General features: G+C 58.0%; 12 protein-coding genes. 11 read left to right on the forward strand and 1 reads right to left on the reverse strand.

Annotated features, from left to right (window positions below; translation table 11 throughout):
• Positions 1-49: 49 nt before the first annotated feature.
• Positions 50-1,123, reverse strand: a complete 1,074-nt coding sequence (locus ACI514_RS14625) for a diguanylate cyclase (protein ID WP_077572152.1) — start codon at positions 1,121-1,123, stop codon at positions 50-52.
• Positions 1,124-1,300: 177 nt separating this feature from the next.
• Between ACI514_RS14625 and ACI514_RS14630 the strand changes: the two genes are divergently transcribed.
• The 11 genes from ACI514_RS14630 to ACI514_RS14680 all read left to right on the forward strand — a co-directional run bounded on the left by ACI514_RS14630 (position 1,301) and on the right by ACI514_RS14680 (position 17,025).
• Positions 1,301-2,755 (forward strand): flavin-containing monooxygenase, encoded by a 1,455-nt coding sequence (locus ACI514_RS14630; protein ID WP_405124148.1) that lies wholly within the window; start codon positions 1,301-1,303, stop codon positions 2,753-2,755.
• Between the two features lie 21 nt (positions 2,756-2,776).
• Entirely contained in the window at positions 2,777-3,703 is a 927-nt protein-coding gene (locus tag ACI514_RS14635; protein ID WP_160057271.1) for an alpha/beta fold hydrolase, read from the forward strand.
• Positions 3,704-3,835: 132 nt separating this feature from the next.
• Positions 3,836-5,335 carry a glycolate oxidase subunit GlcD gene (glcD, locus tag ACI514_RS14640; protein ID WP_405124149.1) on the forward strand — a complete coding sequence of 500 codons (1,500 nt, stop codon included), beginning with the start codon at positions 3,836-3,838 and terminating at the stop codon, positions 5,333-5,335.
• The gene (gene glcE / locus ACI514_RS14645) at positions 5,335-6,384 is read left to right on the forward strand and encodes a glycolate oxidase subunit GlcE (protein WP_405124150.1); all 1,050 of its coding nucleotides are present in this window, start codon (positions 5,335-5,337) and stop codon (positions 6,382-6,384) included. The genes glcD and glcE overlap by 1 nt, the downstream gene beginning before the upstream one ends.
• Before the next feature lie 2 nt (positions 6,385-6,386).
• Complete coding sequence (gene glcF / locus ACI514_RS14650; RefSeq protein WP_405124151.1) at positions 6,387-7,607, forward strand: glycolate oxidase subunit GlcF; 1,221 nt, start codon at positions 6,387-6,389, stop codon at positions 7,605-7,607.
• Between the two features lie 88 nt (positions 7,608-7,695).
• The gene (locus ACI514_RS14655) at positions 7,696-9,075 is read left to right on the forward strand and encodes a VOC family protein (RefSeq protein ID WP_405124152.1); all 1,380 of its coding nucleotides are present in this window, start codon (positions 7,696-7,698) and stop codon (positions 9,073-9,075) included.
• Positions 9,076-9,505: 430 nt separating this feature from the next.
• Entirely contained in the window at positions 9,506-10,021 is a 516-nt protein-coding gene (locus ACI514_RS14660) for an Hcp family type VI secretion system effector (RefSeq protein WP_007919523.1), read from the forward strand.
• Positions 10,022-10,151: 130 nt separating this feature from the next.
• A complete protein-coding gene (gene tssI / locus ACI514_RS14665) occupies positions 10,152-12,230 on the forward strand; it encodes a type VI secretion system tip protein TssI/VgrG (protein WP_405124153.1) in 2,079 nt (692 codons plus the stop codon).
• On the forward strand, positions 12,215-13,048 hold the full coding sequence (locus ACI514_RS14670; RefSeq protein WP_160057266.1) for a DUF4123 domain-containing protein: 834 nt from the start codon (positions 12,215-12,217) through the stop codon (positions 13,046-13,048). Before tssI ends, ACI514_RS14670 begins: the two co-directional genes overlap by 16 nt.
• Before the next feature lies 1 nt (position 13,049).
• Entirely contained in the window at positions 13,050-16,061 is a 3,012-nt protein-coding gene (locus tag ACI514_RS14675) for a hypothetical protein (protein ID WP_160057265.1), read from the forward strand.
• Positions 16,054-17,025: a tetratricopeptide repeat protein gene (locus ACI514_RS14680; RefSeq protein ID WP_160057264.1), complete on the forward strand. Its 972-nt coding sequence runs from the start codon at positions 16,054-16,056 to the stop codon at positions 17,023-17,025. The genes ACI514_RS14675 and ACI514_RS14680 overlap by 8 nt, the downstream gene beginning before the upstream one ends.
• Positions 17,026-17,077 lie beyond the last annotated feature (52 nt).

Below are 17,077 nucleotides of genomic sequence, written 5' to 3' on the forward strand. Positions count from 1 at the left end.
GCGCTTTCGCGAGCAGGCTCGCTCCCACAGGGGATCTACGGTGTAGCGGTCAAACCGAATCCAGCAACGTCCGCCGGGGCTTGCCATCACAATTGCAGATCACCCGATTACGCCCGCTCGCCTTGGCCTCGTACAACGCCTGATCGGCATCATTGAGCCAGCGTGTCGCGTCGGCATGCGCCGGATCGTACGCCGCCAGGCCGATACTCAAACTGACCTTCAACGCCGGATTCTGCTCATAACCCAGAATCGCGAAACGCTCGCGCAACGCTTCCATGGCTTGCGCGGCGTTGAACAGCGGCAGATCCGGCAAAATCACGCAGAACTCATCACCGCCGTAACGCCCGGCAACGTCAGTCGCCCGCAGGTTTTGTTTAAGTAATTTGCTCAACTGGCGCAACACGATGTCGCCCGCAACATGGCCGTAAGTGTCGTTGATTGCCTTGAAGTGATCGATGTCGATCAGCGCAATCGCCGCGCCCTGTTTCTGCCGTTTACAGCGCTGAAAAGCAATCTCCAGTTGATCCTTCCAGGCGCCGTGATTGAGCAACCCGGTGAGGCTGTCGGTGCGGCTCAGGGCAAGCAATTCGCGTTTATGCCGACCCAAGGTGTAGGCCTGGCGAAAGCAGATCCAGCCCAGCGCCAACGGGTACAGCAGCAGTAACGGGAAACAGGCATACATTTGCGCAGGCGTGGTCTGAGGAACGAATGCCGGAGCAAACACCACCAGCCCGACGCCGACCCCGAGCAATTGCGCCGCCGAGCCTGCCAATAGAAAACGTGAACCACCGATAGCGACGTTGTTCATCGCCATCATCGAAATGGTCGTCGCCGTGGGCAGCGGATTGAAATGCATGGCGGCAAGCCAAAAGCCGCCGAAAAAGGCGTCGATCAACAGATTGCGGTGTTCAGCGTGGTAAGGAACCCGGGCGCGGCGTGCCCATTGAAACGCCAGATGCGGCCAGACCAGGCCGTTGAAAAACATCAGTGCCCAGACCCACAGCGGCGGATCGAGCGAGTACATCGCCACGCTCACGCACACGAGCCCCAGAATCAACCCGAGGATGCGCGACGTATAAAGCCTCCTGGCCAATGAAAGTCCCTTTCCTCCGGTATTTCCCATAAGGACCTCGATCACGCACACCGCAGGACGGATGTGCTGGAAGTCTAACAGGGCGACGTTAAATAGCCATCACCGGCCAGCGGGCTGAATAGAGCGACATCATGGCCGCACACAGTGCAAATATTTGGCTATACATGAAAGGAGCAAAATGGAAAAAAAACTATAAGAAGGAGGCCCATGCACATCTATAAAGTGTTGATCATCGGCAGTGGTTTTGGCGGTCAATGTGCTGCGGTCAACCTGCTCAAGGCCGGGATCGACGATTTTCGCCTGCTGGAGCGACGGGACTTCTTTGGCGGCACCTGGTGCCAGAACACCTACCCCGGCGCGGCGGTGGACGTGCCATCGCCGCTGTATTCGCTGTCGTTTGCGCCGTACCGCTGGTCGCAGATGTTCGCCGGACAGGCCGAACTGCAGCACTACACCGAGCATGTGATCGAGCAGTTCGATTTGCGCAAACGCGTGGAGCTGCAAGCCAATGTCGAGCGCGTCGAATGGGACGACACGGAAAAACGCTGGGCTGTGCACACCGCCAGCAAAGGCACCTTTTATGCGCAGTTCCTGATCAATGCCACCGGGCCATTGAGCCAACCGGTCATTCCGCACTTTCCCGGCCAGGATCGCTTTCAAGGCAAGACTTTTCATACAAACAATTGGGATCACAGCTACGACTACCGCGGTAAACGCGTGGCCATCGTCGGCAGCGGTGCCAGCGCGGTGCAGGTGATTCCGGCGATTGCGCCGCAGGTCGAGCAACTGCACGTGTTCCAGCGCACGCCGCATTGGGTGCTGCCCCGCGCCGATCGTCAGTTCGGGCCGTTGCAACGCTGGCTGCTTGGCCGCAAACCCGCCTACAAACTATTGCGCTGGCTGATTTACTGGCAATTCGAAACCCGGGTCATCGCCTTCAAATACTCGAAAGCGGCGATTCACATGGTCCAGCAGCACGCCCTGCGCTTTCTCAAACGCCAGGTGCCGGACCCGGTGCTACGAGAAAAACTCACCCCGGACTTCACCATCGGCTGCAAACGGGTGCTGGTTTCCAGCACCTATTACCCGGCGCTGAGTCGCGCCAACGTCACCTTGCATACCCGCGAGCAAGGCATCGCTTCCATCGACGAAACCGGGATCAACACTCAGGACGGTCAGCACATCGATGTTGATCTGATCGTCTGGTCGACCGGTTACGCCGCCACCGACGGGGTGATTTCCTACCCGGTCAGCGGAAAAAACGCCGTACAACTCAGAGAGGTCTGGGCGCAATACCCGCGCGCCTATCTGGGCACCAGCCTGCCGGACTTTCCCAACTTGTTTATCGTCACCGGGCCCAACACCGGCATTGGGCACACCTCGGCGCTGTTCATCATCGAGTCGCAGATGAACTACATCCTCGACTGCATTCGCACCGTGCAGGCCAAAGGTCTGCGCAGCATCGAAGTGCGCCGTGATGCGGAACGTACCTACACTGAGATGATTCATCGGGAGATGGAGCGCACGGTCTGGAAGTCCGGCGGCTGCCACAGTTGGTATCAAAGCAAGAGCGGTCATGTGATCGCGATGTTTCCCGGCTTCAGTTTCAGCTATCACCGCTTGACCCGAGCGCTGAAACCGGCCGACCACATTCTGTCCTGAACACGTAAAAGGAAGACGTCGATGCTTTTGCTGTTTGTCGCCCTCGCGGTTTTCGTGGCCTGGAGCTGGTTGAGTTATCCGGCGGTCGGTCATTGGCTGTACGACCTGAACATGGCCATCGAGGCCAAGTTGTACAAATTGCACAAGATCGAAGTGCCGATCGCCGAGATGACCGTCTCGACCTGGCAGGGCGGGCCGTACGAAGCGGCCAGCGCGATTCTGATGCTGCATGGCTACAGCGGCGAGAAGAACCTGTGGCTGCGCTTTTCCCGGCACTTTGTGCGCCAGTATCGGGTGATCATCCCGGACCTCGCCGGCCATGGTGAAACCGGCTTCAAGGCGGGCGGCGGTTATGACATTCCGCTGCAAGCCAAACGCATGATCCAGTTGCTCGACGTCTGCGGCGTGGAGAAAGTCCATGTGATCGGCAACTCGATGGGCGGCTACATCGCCGCGTGGCTGGCGGCGACTTATCCGGACCGCATCGCTTCGATGGCATTGATCGACCCGGCGGGCGTCACCGCGCCCGAGGTCAGCGACATGGAGCGGCATCTGGCGCGCGGGCATAACCCGTTTCTGATCAACTCCCGGGAAGAATTTCGCCAGTTTTACGCGATGACCATGGAGTCGCCACCGTGGGTGCCGAACCTGGTGCTGGACGCCATCGCCCAGCGCTACGAGCAACAACGCGATGAACTGGAAGAGATCTTCCGCGATTTTCGCGCCAGCCCGCCGATGGAGCCGAAACTGCCCGACATCAAGTGCCCGGCGCTGTTGCTCTGGGGGCGCAAGGATCGGCTGATCGATGTCAGCAGCGTGCCGGTGTGGAGCAAGGGCATCGCCAATTTGCGCGTGGATGTCTGGGATCATGTCGGGCACATGCCGATGGTTGAACAGCCGGGGAATACTGCACGCCTGTATCGTGAATTCCTCGGAAGCCAGAAATGACACTCAACACATCCTGTGTAGGAGCTGCCGAAGGCTGCGATCTTTTGATTCTGCTTGTAAAAAACAAGATCAAAAGATCGCAGCCTCGTTTCACTCGACGGCTCCTACAAGCTGACGAGGTCTGAGGTGTAGATGAACATTCTTTATGACGAACGCCTCGACGGCCCGTTACCGAAGGTGAACAAGGCCGAATTCCTCAAGGCATTGCAGCAAGCGCTGCCTGATCTGGATATTCTGTGGCGCGAGGAAGAACTCAAACCCTATGAATGCGACGGCCTCTCCGCCTACCGCACCACGCCGATGCTGGTCGCCCTGCCCCGACGACTTGAGCAAGTGCAAACCCTGCTCAAACTCTGCCATCAGAAGAACGTCCCGGTGGTTGCGCGTGGCGCCGGTACCGGGTTGTCCGGCGGCGCCTTGCCGCTGGAACAGGGCCTGCTGCTGGTGATGGCGCGCTTCAATAATATCCTGCACATCGATCCCGCCGCGCGCACCGCGCGGGTGCAACCGGGGGTGCCTAATCTGGCGATTTCCCAGGCAGCCGCGCCTTTCGGTCTGTATTACGCGCCGGATCCGTCCTCGCAAATCGCCTGTTCGATCGGCGGCAACGTCGCCGAAAACGCTGGCGGCGTGCATTGCCTCAAGTACGGTTTGACCGTGCACAACCTGCTGAAAATCGAAGTGCTGACCATTGAAGGCGAACGCCTGACCCTGGGTTCGGACGCGCTCGACTCAGCGGGTTTCGATCTGCTCGCGTTGTTCACCGGTTCCGAAGGTTTGCTGGGGATCATCACCGAAGTCACGGTCAAACTGCTGCCCAAACCGCAAGTCGCGAAAGTCCTGCTGGCCAGTTTCGATTCAGTGGAAAAGGCCGGCCGCGCGGTCGCCGAAATCATCGCGGCGGGGATCATTCCCGGCGGCCTGGAGATGATGGACAACCTCGCCATTCGCGCCGCTGAAGATTTCATCCACGCCGGTTACCCGGTCGATGCCGAGGCGATTCTGCTGTGCGAACTCGATGGCGTCGAAGCCGATGTCCACGACGATTGCCAACGGGTGCGCGAGGTCATGACCGCGGCCGGCGCCACCGAAGTGCGTCAGGCCCGCGACGAAGCCGAGCGCGTGCGCTTCTGGGCCGGGCGCAAAAATGCGTTTCCCGCGATCGGCCGTTTGTCACCGGACTACTACTGCATGGACGGCACCATCCCGCGCCGCGAATTGCCCGGCGTCTTGCAAGGCATCGCCCGCCTCGGCGAAGAATATGGATTGCGCGTGGCCAACGTGTTCCATGCCGGTGATGGCAACATGCACCCGCTGATTCTGTTCGACGCCAACCAACCCGGCGAGCTGCACCGCGCCGAAGCCTTGGGCGGCAAGATCCTCGAACTGTGCGTGCAGGTCGGCGGCAGCATCACCGGCGAACACGGCGTCGGCCGCGAGAAAATCAATCAGATGTGCGCGCAATTCAACAACGACGAACTAAGCCTGTTCCATGCAGTAAAAACCGCGTTCGACCCACAAGGCCTGCTCAACCCCGGCAAGAACATTCCGACCCTGCACCGCTGCGCCGAATTCGGCGCGATGCACATTCACGCCGGGCAACTGCCATTCCCCGAACTGGAGCGCTTCTGATGGCCGATGTCGACGCCGCCAGCGCCCTGCTCGATCAGGTCAACGAGGCGCGGGCCAATGCCACGCCGCTGAAGATTCAGGGTGGCAACAGCAAAGCGTTTCTCGGCCGCGAGGTCGCCGGGGAAGTGCTCGACACCCGCGCCCACTGCGGCATCGTCCGTTATGAGCCTACCGAACTGGTGGTCACGGCGCGCGCCGGCACGCCTTTGTCCGAGCTGTTTGCAGCGCTGGATGCCGCCGGACAAATGCTGCCGTGCGAACCGCCGGCGTTCGGTGAAGGCGCGACAGTCGGCGGCATGATCGCCACCGGTTTGTCCGGGCCACGACGACCGTGGTCGGGCTCGGTGCGCGACTTCGTCCTTGGCACGCGGGTGATCACTGGCCTCGGTCAGCACCTGCGCTTCGGCGGCGAAGTGATGAAGAACGTCGCCGGTTATGACCTGTCGCGGTTGATGGCCGGCAGTTACGGCTGCCTCGGCGTGCTCACCGAAGTGTCGCTGAAAGTCCTGCCGAAACCACGCCAGTGTCTGAGCATTCGTCTCGATATGGACTGCTCGCGGGCACTGGCCAAGCTTGCCGAATGGGGTCAGCAACCGCTGCCGATCAGTGCCGCGTGTCACGATGGTCAGAGTCTGTATCTGCGGCTTGAAGGCGGCGAAGGTTCGGTGACGGCGGCGCATCAACGACTCGGTGGTGAGCCGCTGGATTCAGGGTTCTGGCGAGATCTGAATGAGCAGCGTCTAGCCTTTTTCAACGAAGGTCTGCCGCTGTGGCGCTTGTCGTTGCCGAACAATCTCGGGCCACTGGATCTGCCCGGCGAGCAACTGATCGACTGGGCCGGGGCACAACGCTGGCTGAAATCCGACGTTGAGCACATTCATATTCTCGCTCAGGAACTCGGCGGCCATGCCACCTGCTTCACCCACGGCGCCAGCTCTTCGCCATTCCAGCCGCTAGCCTGGACACTGCTGCGCTATCACCGACAACTCAAAGCGCAACTCGACCCGCAAGGGCTGTTCAACCCCGGGCGCATGTACGCGGAGTTCTAGCCATGCAAACCACCCTCAGCGAACAGTCACGGCAACTGCCCCGCGCCGCCGAGGCGGAAAAGATTCTGCGCACCTGCGTGCATTGCGGTTTCTGCAACGCGACCTGCCCGACCTATCAGTTACTCGGCGATGAACTGGATGGCCCGCGCGGGCGCATCTACCTGATCAAGCAAGTGCTCGAAGGTGCGCCGGCCACTGCACAGACGCAACTGCATCTGGACCGCTGCCTGTCGTGCCGTAACTGCGAAACCACCTGCCCGTCCGGCGTCGACTATCACAACCTGCTCGACATCGGCCGCGCGGTGGTCGATCACGCGGTGCCACGTCCGGCCGCGCAACGCCTATTGCGCGAAGGGTTGCGCGCATTGGCGCCGAATCCGGGGTTGTTCAAAGGCTTGCTGCGGGTAGGCACGACGTTCCGGCCGCTGTTGCCGCGCTTGCTTGAAAGCAAACTGCCGCAGCATCTGCCGTTTTCCGGTTTGCGTCCCGCCCCGCGCCATGCCCGGCAAGTGCTGCTGCTTGAAGGCTGCGTACAACCGGGGTTATCGCCAAACACCAATGACGCCACGGCGCGGGTGCTGGATCGCTTGGGCATCAGCGTCACCCCGGTGGCCGAGGCCGGGTGTTGCGGCGCATTGGACTATCACCTCGACGCCCAGGCCAAAGGCCTCGACCGTGCCCGGCAGAACATCGATGCCTGGTGGCCGCACCTGCAAAACGGCGCCGAAGCGATTGTGCAAACCGCCAGCGGTTGCGGCGCATTCATCAAGGATTACGGGCATTTGCTGGAAGACGATCCGCTGTATGCGGCCAAGGCCCGGGAAATCAGCGAGCGGACGCTGGATCTGGTGCAGATACTCGCGCAGGAACCGCTCGAACAGATCTGCGCCGCCACTGAACGGCGGATTGCCGTGCATTGCCCGTGCACTTTGCAGCACGCGTTGAAACTGGGCGGCGCGGTGGAAGCCGTGCTGACACGCCTCGGTTTCAACCTCGCCGCCGTGCCCGACGGCCATTTGTGCTGCGGCTCGGCAGGCACGTATTCGCTGACGCAACCGGTGCTGGCCCGGCAACTGCGCGACAACCGCCTCAATGCGCTGGAGAGTGGCCGCCCTGAGCTGATCGTCACTTCCAACGTCGGCTGCCAGAGTCATCTGGCCAGCGCCGGACGCACGCGGGTGATGCACTGGATCGAACTGGTGGATCAGTCGTTGGCAGAATGAAGTTCGTAGGATTCTTCGTTTGCCCGCGTGCGAGAAGGCTGCGATCTTTTCCCTCATCCATTTCGTGACCGTGGCAGGAATTTTTTTCATGACCGTGCAGCCGTTCGTCAGCCCCGACCTGATCCGCCAACGCTTCTCCAAAGCGATGTCCGACATGTACCGCGAAGAAGTGCCGCTGTACGGCGCGCTGATGCAATTGGTCGAGCAAACCAACCGCGAGGTGCTTGCACGTCAGCCGGACATCGCCTGCCAGCTCGACAGCACCGGCGAAATCCAACGGCTGGACATGGAGCGCCATGGCGCCATTCGTGTCGGCACCGCGACGGAGCTGGCCACCCTCGCCCGCCTGTTTGCAGTGATGGGCATGCAACCGGTGGGTTATTACGACCTGACCCCAGCGGGCGTGCCGGTGCATTCCACAGCGTTTCGCGCGGTGCATGAAGAGGCGCTGCAAGTCAGCCCGTTTCGCGTGTTTACGTCGCTGTTGCGCCTCGAGTTGATTGAGGATGCGCAACTGCGTGCCTTTGCCGAATCAGTGCTGGCCAAGCGTTCGATCTTTACCTCGGAGGCGTTGCGCCTGATCGCGCAAGCTGAAAACGCGGGCGGACTGAATGAAAGCGAGGCCGAGGCATTCGTCCTACAGGCATTGGAAACCTTTCGCTGGCATCACAGCGCCACGGTTACCGCTGCGCAATATCAATCTTTGAGCGCCCAACATCGCTTGATCGCCGATGTGGTCGCATTCAAAGGCCCGCACATCAATCACCTGACGCCACGCACGCTGGACATCGACCGCGTCCAGGAACAGATGCCGGCCCATGGCATCACCCCGAAAGCCGTGATCGAAGGCCCGCCGCGCCGGCAGTGCCCGATCCTGCTGCGCCAAACCAGTTTCAAGGCACTGGACGAGCCGATCGCCTTCACCGATCAGAACCAAACCCGTGGCAGTCACAGCGCGCGTTTCGGCGAAATCGAACAGCGCGGCGCGGCGCTCACGCCCAAAGGTCGGGCGCTGTATGACCGCTTGCTGAATGCCGCGCGCGATGAACTCGGTGACTTCCCCAACGAAGGCAATGCCGCACGCTACAACGCGCTGATGGCTCAGCACTTTGGCGAATTCCCTGACAGTGCCGAGGGTATGCGAGAACAAGGGTTGGCGTACTTTCGCTATTTCGCCACGGAAAAAGGGCTGGCCGCTGGAGGGCTTGGGCAATCGTCTCTGGAGGACTTGTTGCGCGATGGCTATGTGAAAGCGCAGCCGTTGGTGTACGAAGATTTCCTGCCGGTGAGTGCGGCGGGGATTTTTCAGTCGAACCTTGGCGACGCGGCACAGGCGCATTATGGCGAGCATTCCAATCGGCAGGCCTTCGAGCAGGCGCTGGGGCGCGCGACTATTGATGAGTTGGGGTTGTATGCCGCGACGCAGCAGCGTTCGATCGATAATTGTCTGTCCACACTTTCCCGGTAACGGCCGAAAAGATCGCAGCCTTCGGCAGCTCCTACAGGAAAAATACATTCCAAATGTAGGAGCTGCCGAAGGCTGCGATCTTTTGATCTAAAAGTTTTAATCAGCCGCCTCGATCAAATGATGGCATCTGGCCATTGTGCGCAAGAAGTTGCGCACTTGTTTTGCAAAAAAGCCTGATAAAACCGCTGAGAGCCACGTCGCACAAGGCCTGCAGCCAAGTGCGCAAGAAGTTGCGCAGTACTGCGCAACTTCTTGCGCACTTTTGCCTTGAGCGAGCGCTTTATTTCGCACAAGCGCCTGAAAAATCAGACAAACACCCCGGCCCGCATGGTCGCCACAATTGTTGGCACGCTCCTTGATAACAGTCAGGCACCCACCGGGCGATTTCGCCTCCCGGGCACCTTAAATTATTCCGCAAGGAGAGCACCCCATGGCAACACCAGCGTACATGTCGGTTACCGGCGAAAAACAAGGCCTGATCACTGCAGGCGCTTTCACCGCTGACTCCGTAGGCAACACCTACCAGGAAGGCCACGAAGACCAGGTTATGGTTCAGGCTTTCAGCCACGACGTGATCATCCCGCGTGACCCACAATCCGGTCAGCCAACCGGTCAGCGCGTTCACAAGCCAGTTGTGATCACCAAGGTCTACGACAAGGCTTCGCCTCTGCTGCAAGCTGCTCTGACCTCCGGCGAGCGCATGAGCGAAATCGTTATCCAGTGGTTCCGTACTTCTGCTCAAGGCACCCAAGAGCACTACTACACCACCAAACTGGAAGACGCGATCATCGTCGCCATCAACAACAAAATGCACAACTGCCAGGATCCAGGCAACTCGCACTTCACCCACCTGGAAGAAGTGCAGTTCACCTACCGTAAAATCACCTGGACCCACGAAGTATCCGGTACTTCGGGTTCCGATGACTGGCGTGCTCCAGTCGTTTAATTACGGCTGATCGTTACAAGCATCGGCCAGCTCTGCTGGTCGATGTTGTTTTCGCCCTCCAGAATTTCGCGTAAGTTGAGCCGCTTTGCGGTCGTCGACGTACGCCGCTGTACAGCACGAGGAACAAGGGATGTTCGCGCCGGCCAATGAAACCCACTTTGCCCTGACCATCGAAGGCCTTTCCGCCGATTTCCAGGTGTTTACCCTCACCGGTCGGGAAGCCATCAGCCAGCCTTTTGTGTTCGAGGTGGAGCTGGTCAGTGAGCAGCCGTCGCTGGACCTCGAAACCCTGTTGCACAAACCGGCCTTCCTGCAACTGTCGCCCGACGGCAGCGGCATCCACGGTCAGATCTACCGCGCCGCGCAAGGTGATTCCGGCAAACGCCTGACCCGTTACTCGGTGACCCTGCGCCCGCAACTGTCCTACCTGGCGCATCGCGTCAACCAGCGCATCTTCCAGAACCTCAGCGTGCCGAAAATCATCGGCATGGTCCTCGAAGAGCACGGCATTCAAAGCAACGCCTACGAATTCAAGACCGGTTCGATTTATCCCGAGCGCATCTACTGCGTGCAATACGATGAGTCGGACCTGCATTTCATCCAGCGCCTGTGCGAAGAAGAAGGTATCCACTACCACTTCGAGCACACGGCGACGGCGCACAAACTGCTGTTCGGCGATGACCAGACGGTGTTCCCGAAACTCAAGCCTGTGGCCTATCAGCAAGACTCCGGCATGGTCGCCAGCGACCCGGTGATCAAGCGCTTCGACCTGCGCCTGGAAACCCGCACCAGCCGCACCACCCGCCGCGATTACGACTTCGAAAAACCACGCCTCACCCTCGAAAGCGAAAACCGTGGCGACGCCCTGCCCGACCTCGAAGACTACGATTACCCAGGTCGTTTCATCGACCGCGAGCGCGGCAAACACCTGGCCAAACGCGCCCTCGAACGTCATCGCAGCGATTTCAAGCTGGCTGAAGGCAAGAGCGATCAACCGTTGCTGGTCAGCGGCCACTTCCTCGCCCTGACCGCGCACCCGAAAGCCAAATGGAATGACCTCTGGCTGCTCACCGAAGTCCACCACGAAGGCAAGCAGCCGCAGGTCCTCGAAGAGTCGGTGACCAGCGACACCACCGCGCTGAAAGACGATTTCCACCAGGGCTATCGCAACCGCTTCCAGGCGACCCCATGGGACGTGCCGAACCGCCCGCCCCTGCGCCACCCGAAACCGCGCATCCTCGGCAGCCAGAGCGCTGTGGTCACCGGCCCGAAAGGTGAAGAGATCCACTGCGACGAATACGGCCGCGTCAAAGTCCAGTTCCACTGGGACCGCGAAGGCGAAGCCGACGACAAAACCAGCTGCTGGTTGCGCGTCTCCAGTGCCTGGGCTGGCGCGCAATACGGCGGCATCGCCATCCCACGCATCGGCATGGAAGTGCTCGTCACCTTCCTTGAAGGCGACCCCGATCAACCGTTGATCAGCGGCTGCCTGTACCACAAGGAAAACACCGTCCCCTATCCACTGCCGGCAAACAAGACCCGCAGCACCTTCAAGACCCTCAGTTCCATGGGCGGTGGCGGCTACAACGAACTGCGCATCGAAGACAAAAAAGGCCAGGAGCAGATCTATCTGCACGCCCAGCGCGACTGGGACGAAAACATCGAGCACGACCAGAAAATCCGCGTCGGCAACGAACGCCACGACACCGTCGAACAGAACAGCTACAGCGAATTCAAAGCCGAAGAACACCACACCGTCTACGCCGACCGCAAAGTCGAAACCCGCGCCAACGACCACCTCACCGTCGGCGTGAACCAGCACATCAAGATCGGCACCGGCCAGTTCATCGACGCCGGCCAGGAAATCCACCTCAGCAGCGGCATGAAAGTGGTGATGGAAGCCGGTAGTGAGCTGACCCTGATCGGCGGCGGCAGCTTCATCAAGATTGATGCTGGTGGCGTGACCATGAGTGGGCCGGTGATCAATATGAACTCCGGTGGTAGCCCGGGGAGTGGCACCGGCGCGGCTCCTTTGTTGCCGGGCGTCGTGAAACAGGCTGACGCTGACAAGGCTGGCAAGGTGTTAGTCCCGCCAATGACCAATCCGTTTGTACGAAAAAGCGTTCAAGGCCTGCCCCTTGTTCCGATCTGTGGAAAGCAAGCCAATGGCGCTTGCTCGCGAGAGGTTTGCCCATGTCTGAATGGCTGAGTCATTTCCTTGAACAACCCGTGGCCACAACGCCATCGGGCAACAGTGGAAACCGCACCCTGTATGGAATCATCGACAGCGTTCGCCAGCCTCGGGCTCTGGAAAAGCTTTATCAACAGTCCGGGTTGAATGGTGTTGAAAAGCTGTTTCAGGACACGCCGTTTGCCGAAATGAATGATGTCAGTCCGATCTGGCTGCAACTGACACCGGGAAGTCCTGCCGCCGCCCAAGCCATAGAGCTATGCCGCGACAACCGCGCGGGAATTTTGCTGACCTCGCGTGAAAAGCCAGAGACCGCGCTCTTGCATGCTCGTCGCCTCCTGCGCATGAACGACCCGTCTCATGGTGACTCGCTGGCGCGCTACTACGACCCGGCATTCTGGAGCGCGCTGGCGCTGACGGTACCCGCCCGAGCGCTGTTCGGCCCCTGGGCCAGCGTCTACACCCCGCCCGCCCACAGCGACGATCAACAATGGCGTGTTTGGGAACAAACAGAAAAAGTTGATGCCTCTAATGGCGAACAAAAATATCCGCTGCACCTGAAGAGCGACACGCTGATAGTGTTCGATGAGATCCGCTGGTGGTACTGGATTCGGCTGCGGAACGCCGAGTCCGCAGCGGGCTTATCGGATTCGCAATTGTCTGACGTGGCCGATAATTTGCAACTGCTGGTGGATCACGGCATTGAAGAAGGACGTCATCTTGAGCACCTGCTGCCGAATCTGAACCAAGGTCCGTTGCAGGCCCGCACCGACGTCATGAACGTGCTGAGCAGCGACATGCCGGCATTCGAGAAAGTACAACGACTGGAAGTCTGAGATGACAGGTACGTCCGAACAAACACCCGCGCCAGAACAACCACCTGTTGTCATTCCGGCCGATCCACCAAAAAAGACTGCCGACGCGGAAACGTTCTGCAAAGACAAGAAGCCGGGCTGCAGCGGCAGCTATGACGACATCATCTACGTCACCGGTCAGCGCCGTTTCTGGCTGTTGCCCAAGCGCACGTCCGAGAAACTCAAGGAAAGCGTCAGCCTGCTCAAACAGAAAACCGTCGACGCTGATAAAGCCACGCGCATGAGCAACATCGCCGACGCGGGTTTGATGGACTATTTCCTCACCCCTGGCCCGGAAGCCTTTCTCGAAGGCGAGCAACATAGCAGTTACCTGGCGTCGAAGTCGGCAATCCCCGAAGACACTGCCAAAAAGGCGCAGTGCCGCAAGGATTGGGAAACGGCAAAAGCAAAGGGTGATAGCGACGCCACGATGCACGCCGAGCGCGAGATGTTCCACGCTGGACAACGCATCGAGAAAAACCAGAAAAACATGGAAACCCTCGAAAAAGTTTCCGACGAAAAAGCAAAAACGTTGGGGTACAAACGAGAAAACGGCGTCTTCTATACCCCTCGCGCGTTAAAGGCCTGTGAAGCCATCGATACGTACATTAAAGAGCGCGACAAGGCGAAAGCCCACGGCTACAAAATGTTCGATCCAGGCACCAAGAAGATCGCCTCGGCTTGGGAACATCTGAAAGAATATAAGGCCCTTCACAAAAAGCTGATTGAAACCGGCGAGATCGACGAAAAGAAACTCAAGGGTGTGCAAATCAACATCCTGGCGTTGAAAGACCTGATGTCCAAGTACATCAATGCCATCGTCGAGCTTGCCGAGTGCGGGATTGCAGTTCCCGAGTTTGCGCTGAGTCCCGATGACCAATACGCCGGTACCGAGGATTTTCAGGCATTCATCGAGCTGACCACCAAACGCGATGAGCTTGAGAAAAAGATCGAAGAACGTTACTCCCAATGGGTCTCGGCCACTGGCGGCAAATCTGCTCCACCCGGCGTGCTCTTCGTCAGCTTGCAGAAACAGTGGTACGACCTGAATGACGAGGCAGAGCGAATTCAGAACACCGCCGAAGCACGCGTTCGAACACTGAAGCCGCCCCGTCTGTTTCTCTGGGACGCGGAAAGCTACAAGCCAAAACCCCTCGAACGACTGGCCAAAACAAACATTCCACTGCGTGAGCTCAGCAGCGCATCGTCGACGACGATCCTGAACCACATCAGCCTGAAACATCTGGCACAGGTCAGCGGCAACGCATTCGAGGGTCAACTCAAAGAACTCGCGACCAGTTTGCCCAAGTCGATTGCCAAAGAATCCGACGACGACCGGATATTCAGTGATTGGCTGGAACAGGAAGGCGCGCTGCAGTTCGATGAAAAGGGACCATGGTTCGATGAACATGGACTTTTCGTGCCTGAAAAATTCTTCACCGCACTGGAAGCCAAAGGCTACAGAGTCGAAAGCATCAAAGCCGAAGCCAAACGCAAAAGCTGGGGCGAAAACCTCAAAGCCATGGTTTTCGAAGATAAACAGTTGCGCAACCTCATGCTGTTCGACAACAGCCCGCAGGCCCAACTGGTTCGATGCTTGCTCCCGGAAAGTGCCAACCTGCTGTCCGAAGTCAAAATGGAAGGCCCCACGCTGAAAAGTGGTTCCCCTCAGATTGCCAACGTAGAAGTAGCACTGGATGTAACTGCGTGGCGCGGGGAAGTCAGCTTACTCAAAGTCGAATTCCCGAAACGGGCAAAAGCCGATCCTTGGGTCGCGAAATACAAGGCCCAGGACGGCAGCGTGCGCAGCGTCAACTTCGGCAAACTGTCTCTGGATCTGGAAGCCAAGGCCTGGGGATTCGCTGGCGCAAGCCTCATGCTGTCACGCGACCTGACCCTGGACCAGAAAACCGGCTACACCAGCCTGGTCGGTGTGGACATTGCCGAGAAATCCGGCGACCTCGCCAAGTTCGAGGTGTTTGCCGGCGCCCAAGCCGGGTGCAAAGTCACCGGTAAGCTGTTCTGGTGCCCTCCCCCAAGCGTCCTCCCACCTGCTCCCGTGCCCAATCGCATTTCAGCCAACCAGTGGCGCCCTATGGCCAAACTGGAAGTTGAAGTGGCCGTGGCCATCGGCGCCGGCTACACCGGCGACATGCAACTGCGGATGCAAAACGGCCTACTGCTGTTATCGATCAAGGGCGCGCTGGTTTGGGGCGCAGGCGTCAAAGGGTATTTGACCTTTGAAGTCGGCTACGACAGCATCGTGGCTTTGACGGAACTGGTGCGACAGGAAATGGCCGCGAACCAATACAAGGATCTTGAGTGGGTCGATGGCGAAGCGTTGGACTACCTGCAAAAACTGAGCTTCCTCGGCGCCACTGGTATCGATGTGGCGTTTGCCTATGTGCGTGGGTATGCGATTGTTAAAGGGATATTTGATGCGCTGACTGAGGGGGGGCGTGGGGGGGTCATTGCGTACTCAATCGTTAAAGATGAGCATCAGAAAGAAATGCAAGATTGGGTTTACAACCTACAGCCCCAAGCTTTTGGCGCCTTATTATTTGCGTTGAGCACCTCCTCTAAACCGTTTACCGTAGAGGAAGAAGGTGAGGAAAAACAAAGTTTTAATGAGGACAATGCTCAGCTTCTTCAACAGCAGGCGATTGAACTATGCCTAGGATGGATAGCTAACAAAAACGATGCTAATCGACAATTTGAAGAAACGATCATTTGCATGAATCGAGATGGAATGCGCCCTAATCAAGCGGGTAACAACTACTGTAAGAACATGGCAAAACTAGACGCCTTTATGGCAGAGCGAGTTCTTGGATTCGCCGACGCCAACAATAAAATGCGCTCAAGATATCGGCTTACCGCTTCAAAACTCGGCGCACGTTTGAACAAATACTGTGAACGCAGCATTGTTTATAAGGGGCCCGCTTTTGCACCTATTCAAGAATTAGAATCCATTTACAAAGGACCTAGCATTGATTAAGCATGTTTTATCCGGACTGCTGTTGACAGTGTTATTCAACTGCGTTTCTGCTGCCCAATTAACTGAGCAACAGAGCGAAGCGCGAAATAAGGGTATTGCTCTGTATCACCAAAGCGCTTGGTCCTCGTCTCAGCCCTTTCTAAGAACTGCAGCCGAAGCTGGCGATGTAAAATCCCAATACTTCTTGGGTGAGGCCATTCGTTTAAGCAATCGCTATATGACTGAAGAAGCGAGAAAATGGTATGAGGCTGCTGCTAACCAAGACGACCTTTATGCGATGCTTCGAATTAGCAGTAAAGACGACTTATGCCACGAAGTCGGCACTTGCTTAGAGAAAAGCGGTGAAACCTGGAGGGAAAAATCAATAAAAATCGCCCTCAAACGTGCAGCAGCAGGTGACACAGAGGCGATGGTTGTACTCTTTACTGCTAAACAAGGTTTGGAGTGGCTAGAAAAGGCTGCAGAGTTGGGGGATAACTTTGCCCAGCAACTTCTAGCAAGTGCCTACCAAAGTGGACAGGGTTCGTTCCTGATCCCAGGCAGTCGAGAGAAAGCAGTCAAGAAGTGGTTTAAGGCGTCTGCGGAAGGGGGCTATCCTCCCGGAATGTACCTTTATGCTAACTACCTATATGAGCACAATGGAAAAAAGGAAGAGATAGGACATTGGCTTAAAAAAACAGCCGAAGCAGGACATATCGATGCACTTGGAAGCTATGCCCTCAATATCGCCCACCTTCCGAACAGCTACGACTTTCCGCTCGATTTAGTCAAAGCCTATGGCTTTACCTATTTGATAACACAGCTTCAAGGAGGGGGAGCAGCGCCAAGGGAAGCGAAGATCAGCCTCCCTGAGATTGCAGAAAAAATGAAACCTGAAGAAATCGAAATGGGGATTTCATTCGCAAAGGAATGGGAAAAGACACACCCTCCGCTTTCCTATTTTGATCCAATTTACGGATATTAAGCCAATTTATTCCCAAGGCTACCGCCAAATATTCTAAGTGCGACTAGCCCTT

The sequence above is a fragment of the Pseudomonas sp. M20 genome (assembly GCF_045037865.1).
Lineage (GTDB): Bacteria > Pseudomonadota > Gammaproteobacteria > Pseudomonadales > Pseudomonadaceae > Aquipseudomonas.

Bases quoted from the DNA above. Each gene is read 5' to 3' on its own strand.
- ACI514_RS14625 (WP_077572152.1), bottom strand. From the start codon at position 1,123: ATGGGAAATACCGGAGGAAAGGGACTTTCATTGGCCAGGAGGCTTTAT.
- ACI514_RS14630 (WP_405124148.1), top strand. From the start codon at position 1,301: ATGCACATCTATAAAGTGTTGATCATCGGCAGTGGTTTTGGCGGTCAA.
- ACI514_RS14635 (WP_160057271.1), top strand. From the start codon at position 2,777: ATGCTTTTGCTGTTTGTCGCCCTCGCGGTTTTCGTGGCCTGGAGCTGG.
- glcD (WP_405124149.1), top strand. From the start codon at position 3,836: ATGAACATTCTTTATGACGAACGCCTCGACGGCCCGTTACCGAAGGTG.
- glcE (WP_405124150.1), top strand. From the start codon at position 5,335: ATGGCCGATGTCGACGCCGCCAGCGCCCTGCTCGATCAGGTCAACGAG.
- glcF (WP_405124151.1), top strand. From the start codon at position 6,387: ATGCAAACCACCCTCAGCGAACAGTCACGGCAACTGCCCCGCGCCGCC.
- ACI514_RS14655 (WP_405124152.1), top strand. From the start codon at position 7,696: ATGACCGTGCAGCCGTTCGTCAGCCCCGACCTGATCCGCCAACGCTTC.
- ACI514_RS14660 (WP_007919523.1), top strand. From the start codon at position 9,506: ATGGCAACACCAGCGTACATGTCGGTTACCGGCGAAAAACAAGGCCTG.
- tssI (WP_405124153.1), top strand. From the start codon at position 10,152: ATGTTCGCGCCGGCCAATGAAACCCACTTTGCCCTGACCATCGAAGGC.
- ACI514_RS14670 (WP_160057266.1), top strand. From the start codon at position 12,215: ATGTCTGAATGGCTGAGTCATTTCCTTGAACAACCCGTGGCCACAACG.
- ACI514_RS14675 (WP_160057265.1), top strand. From the start codon at position 13,050: ATGACAGGTACGTCCGAACAAACACCCGCGCCAGAACAACCACCTGTT.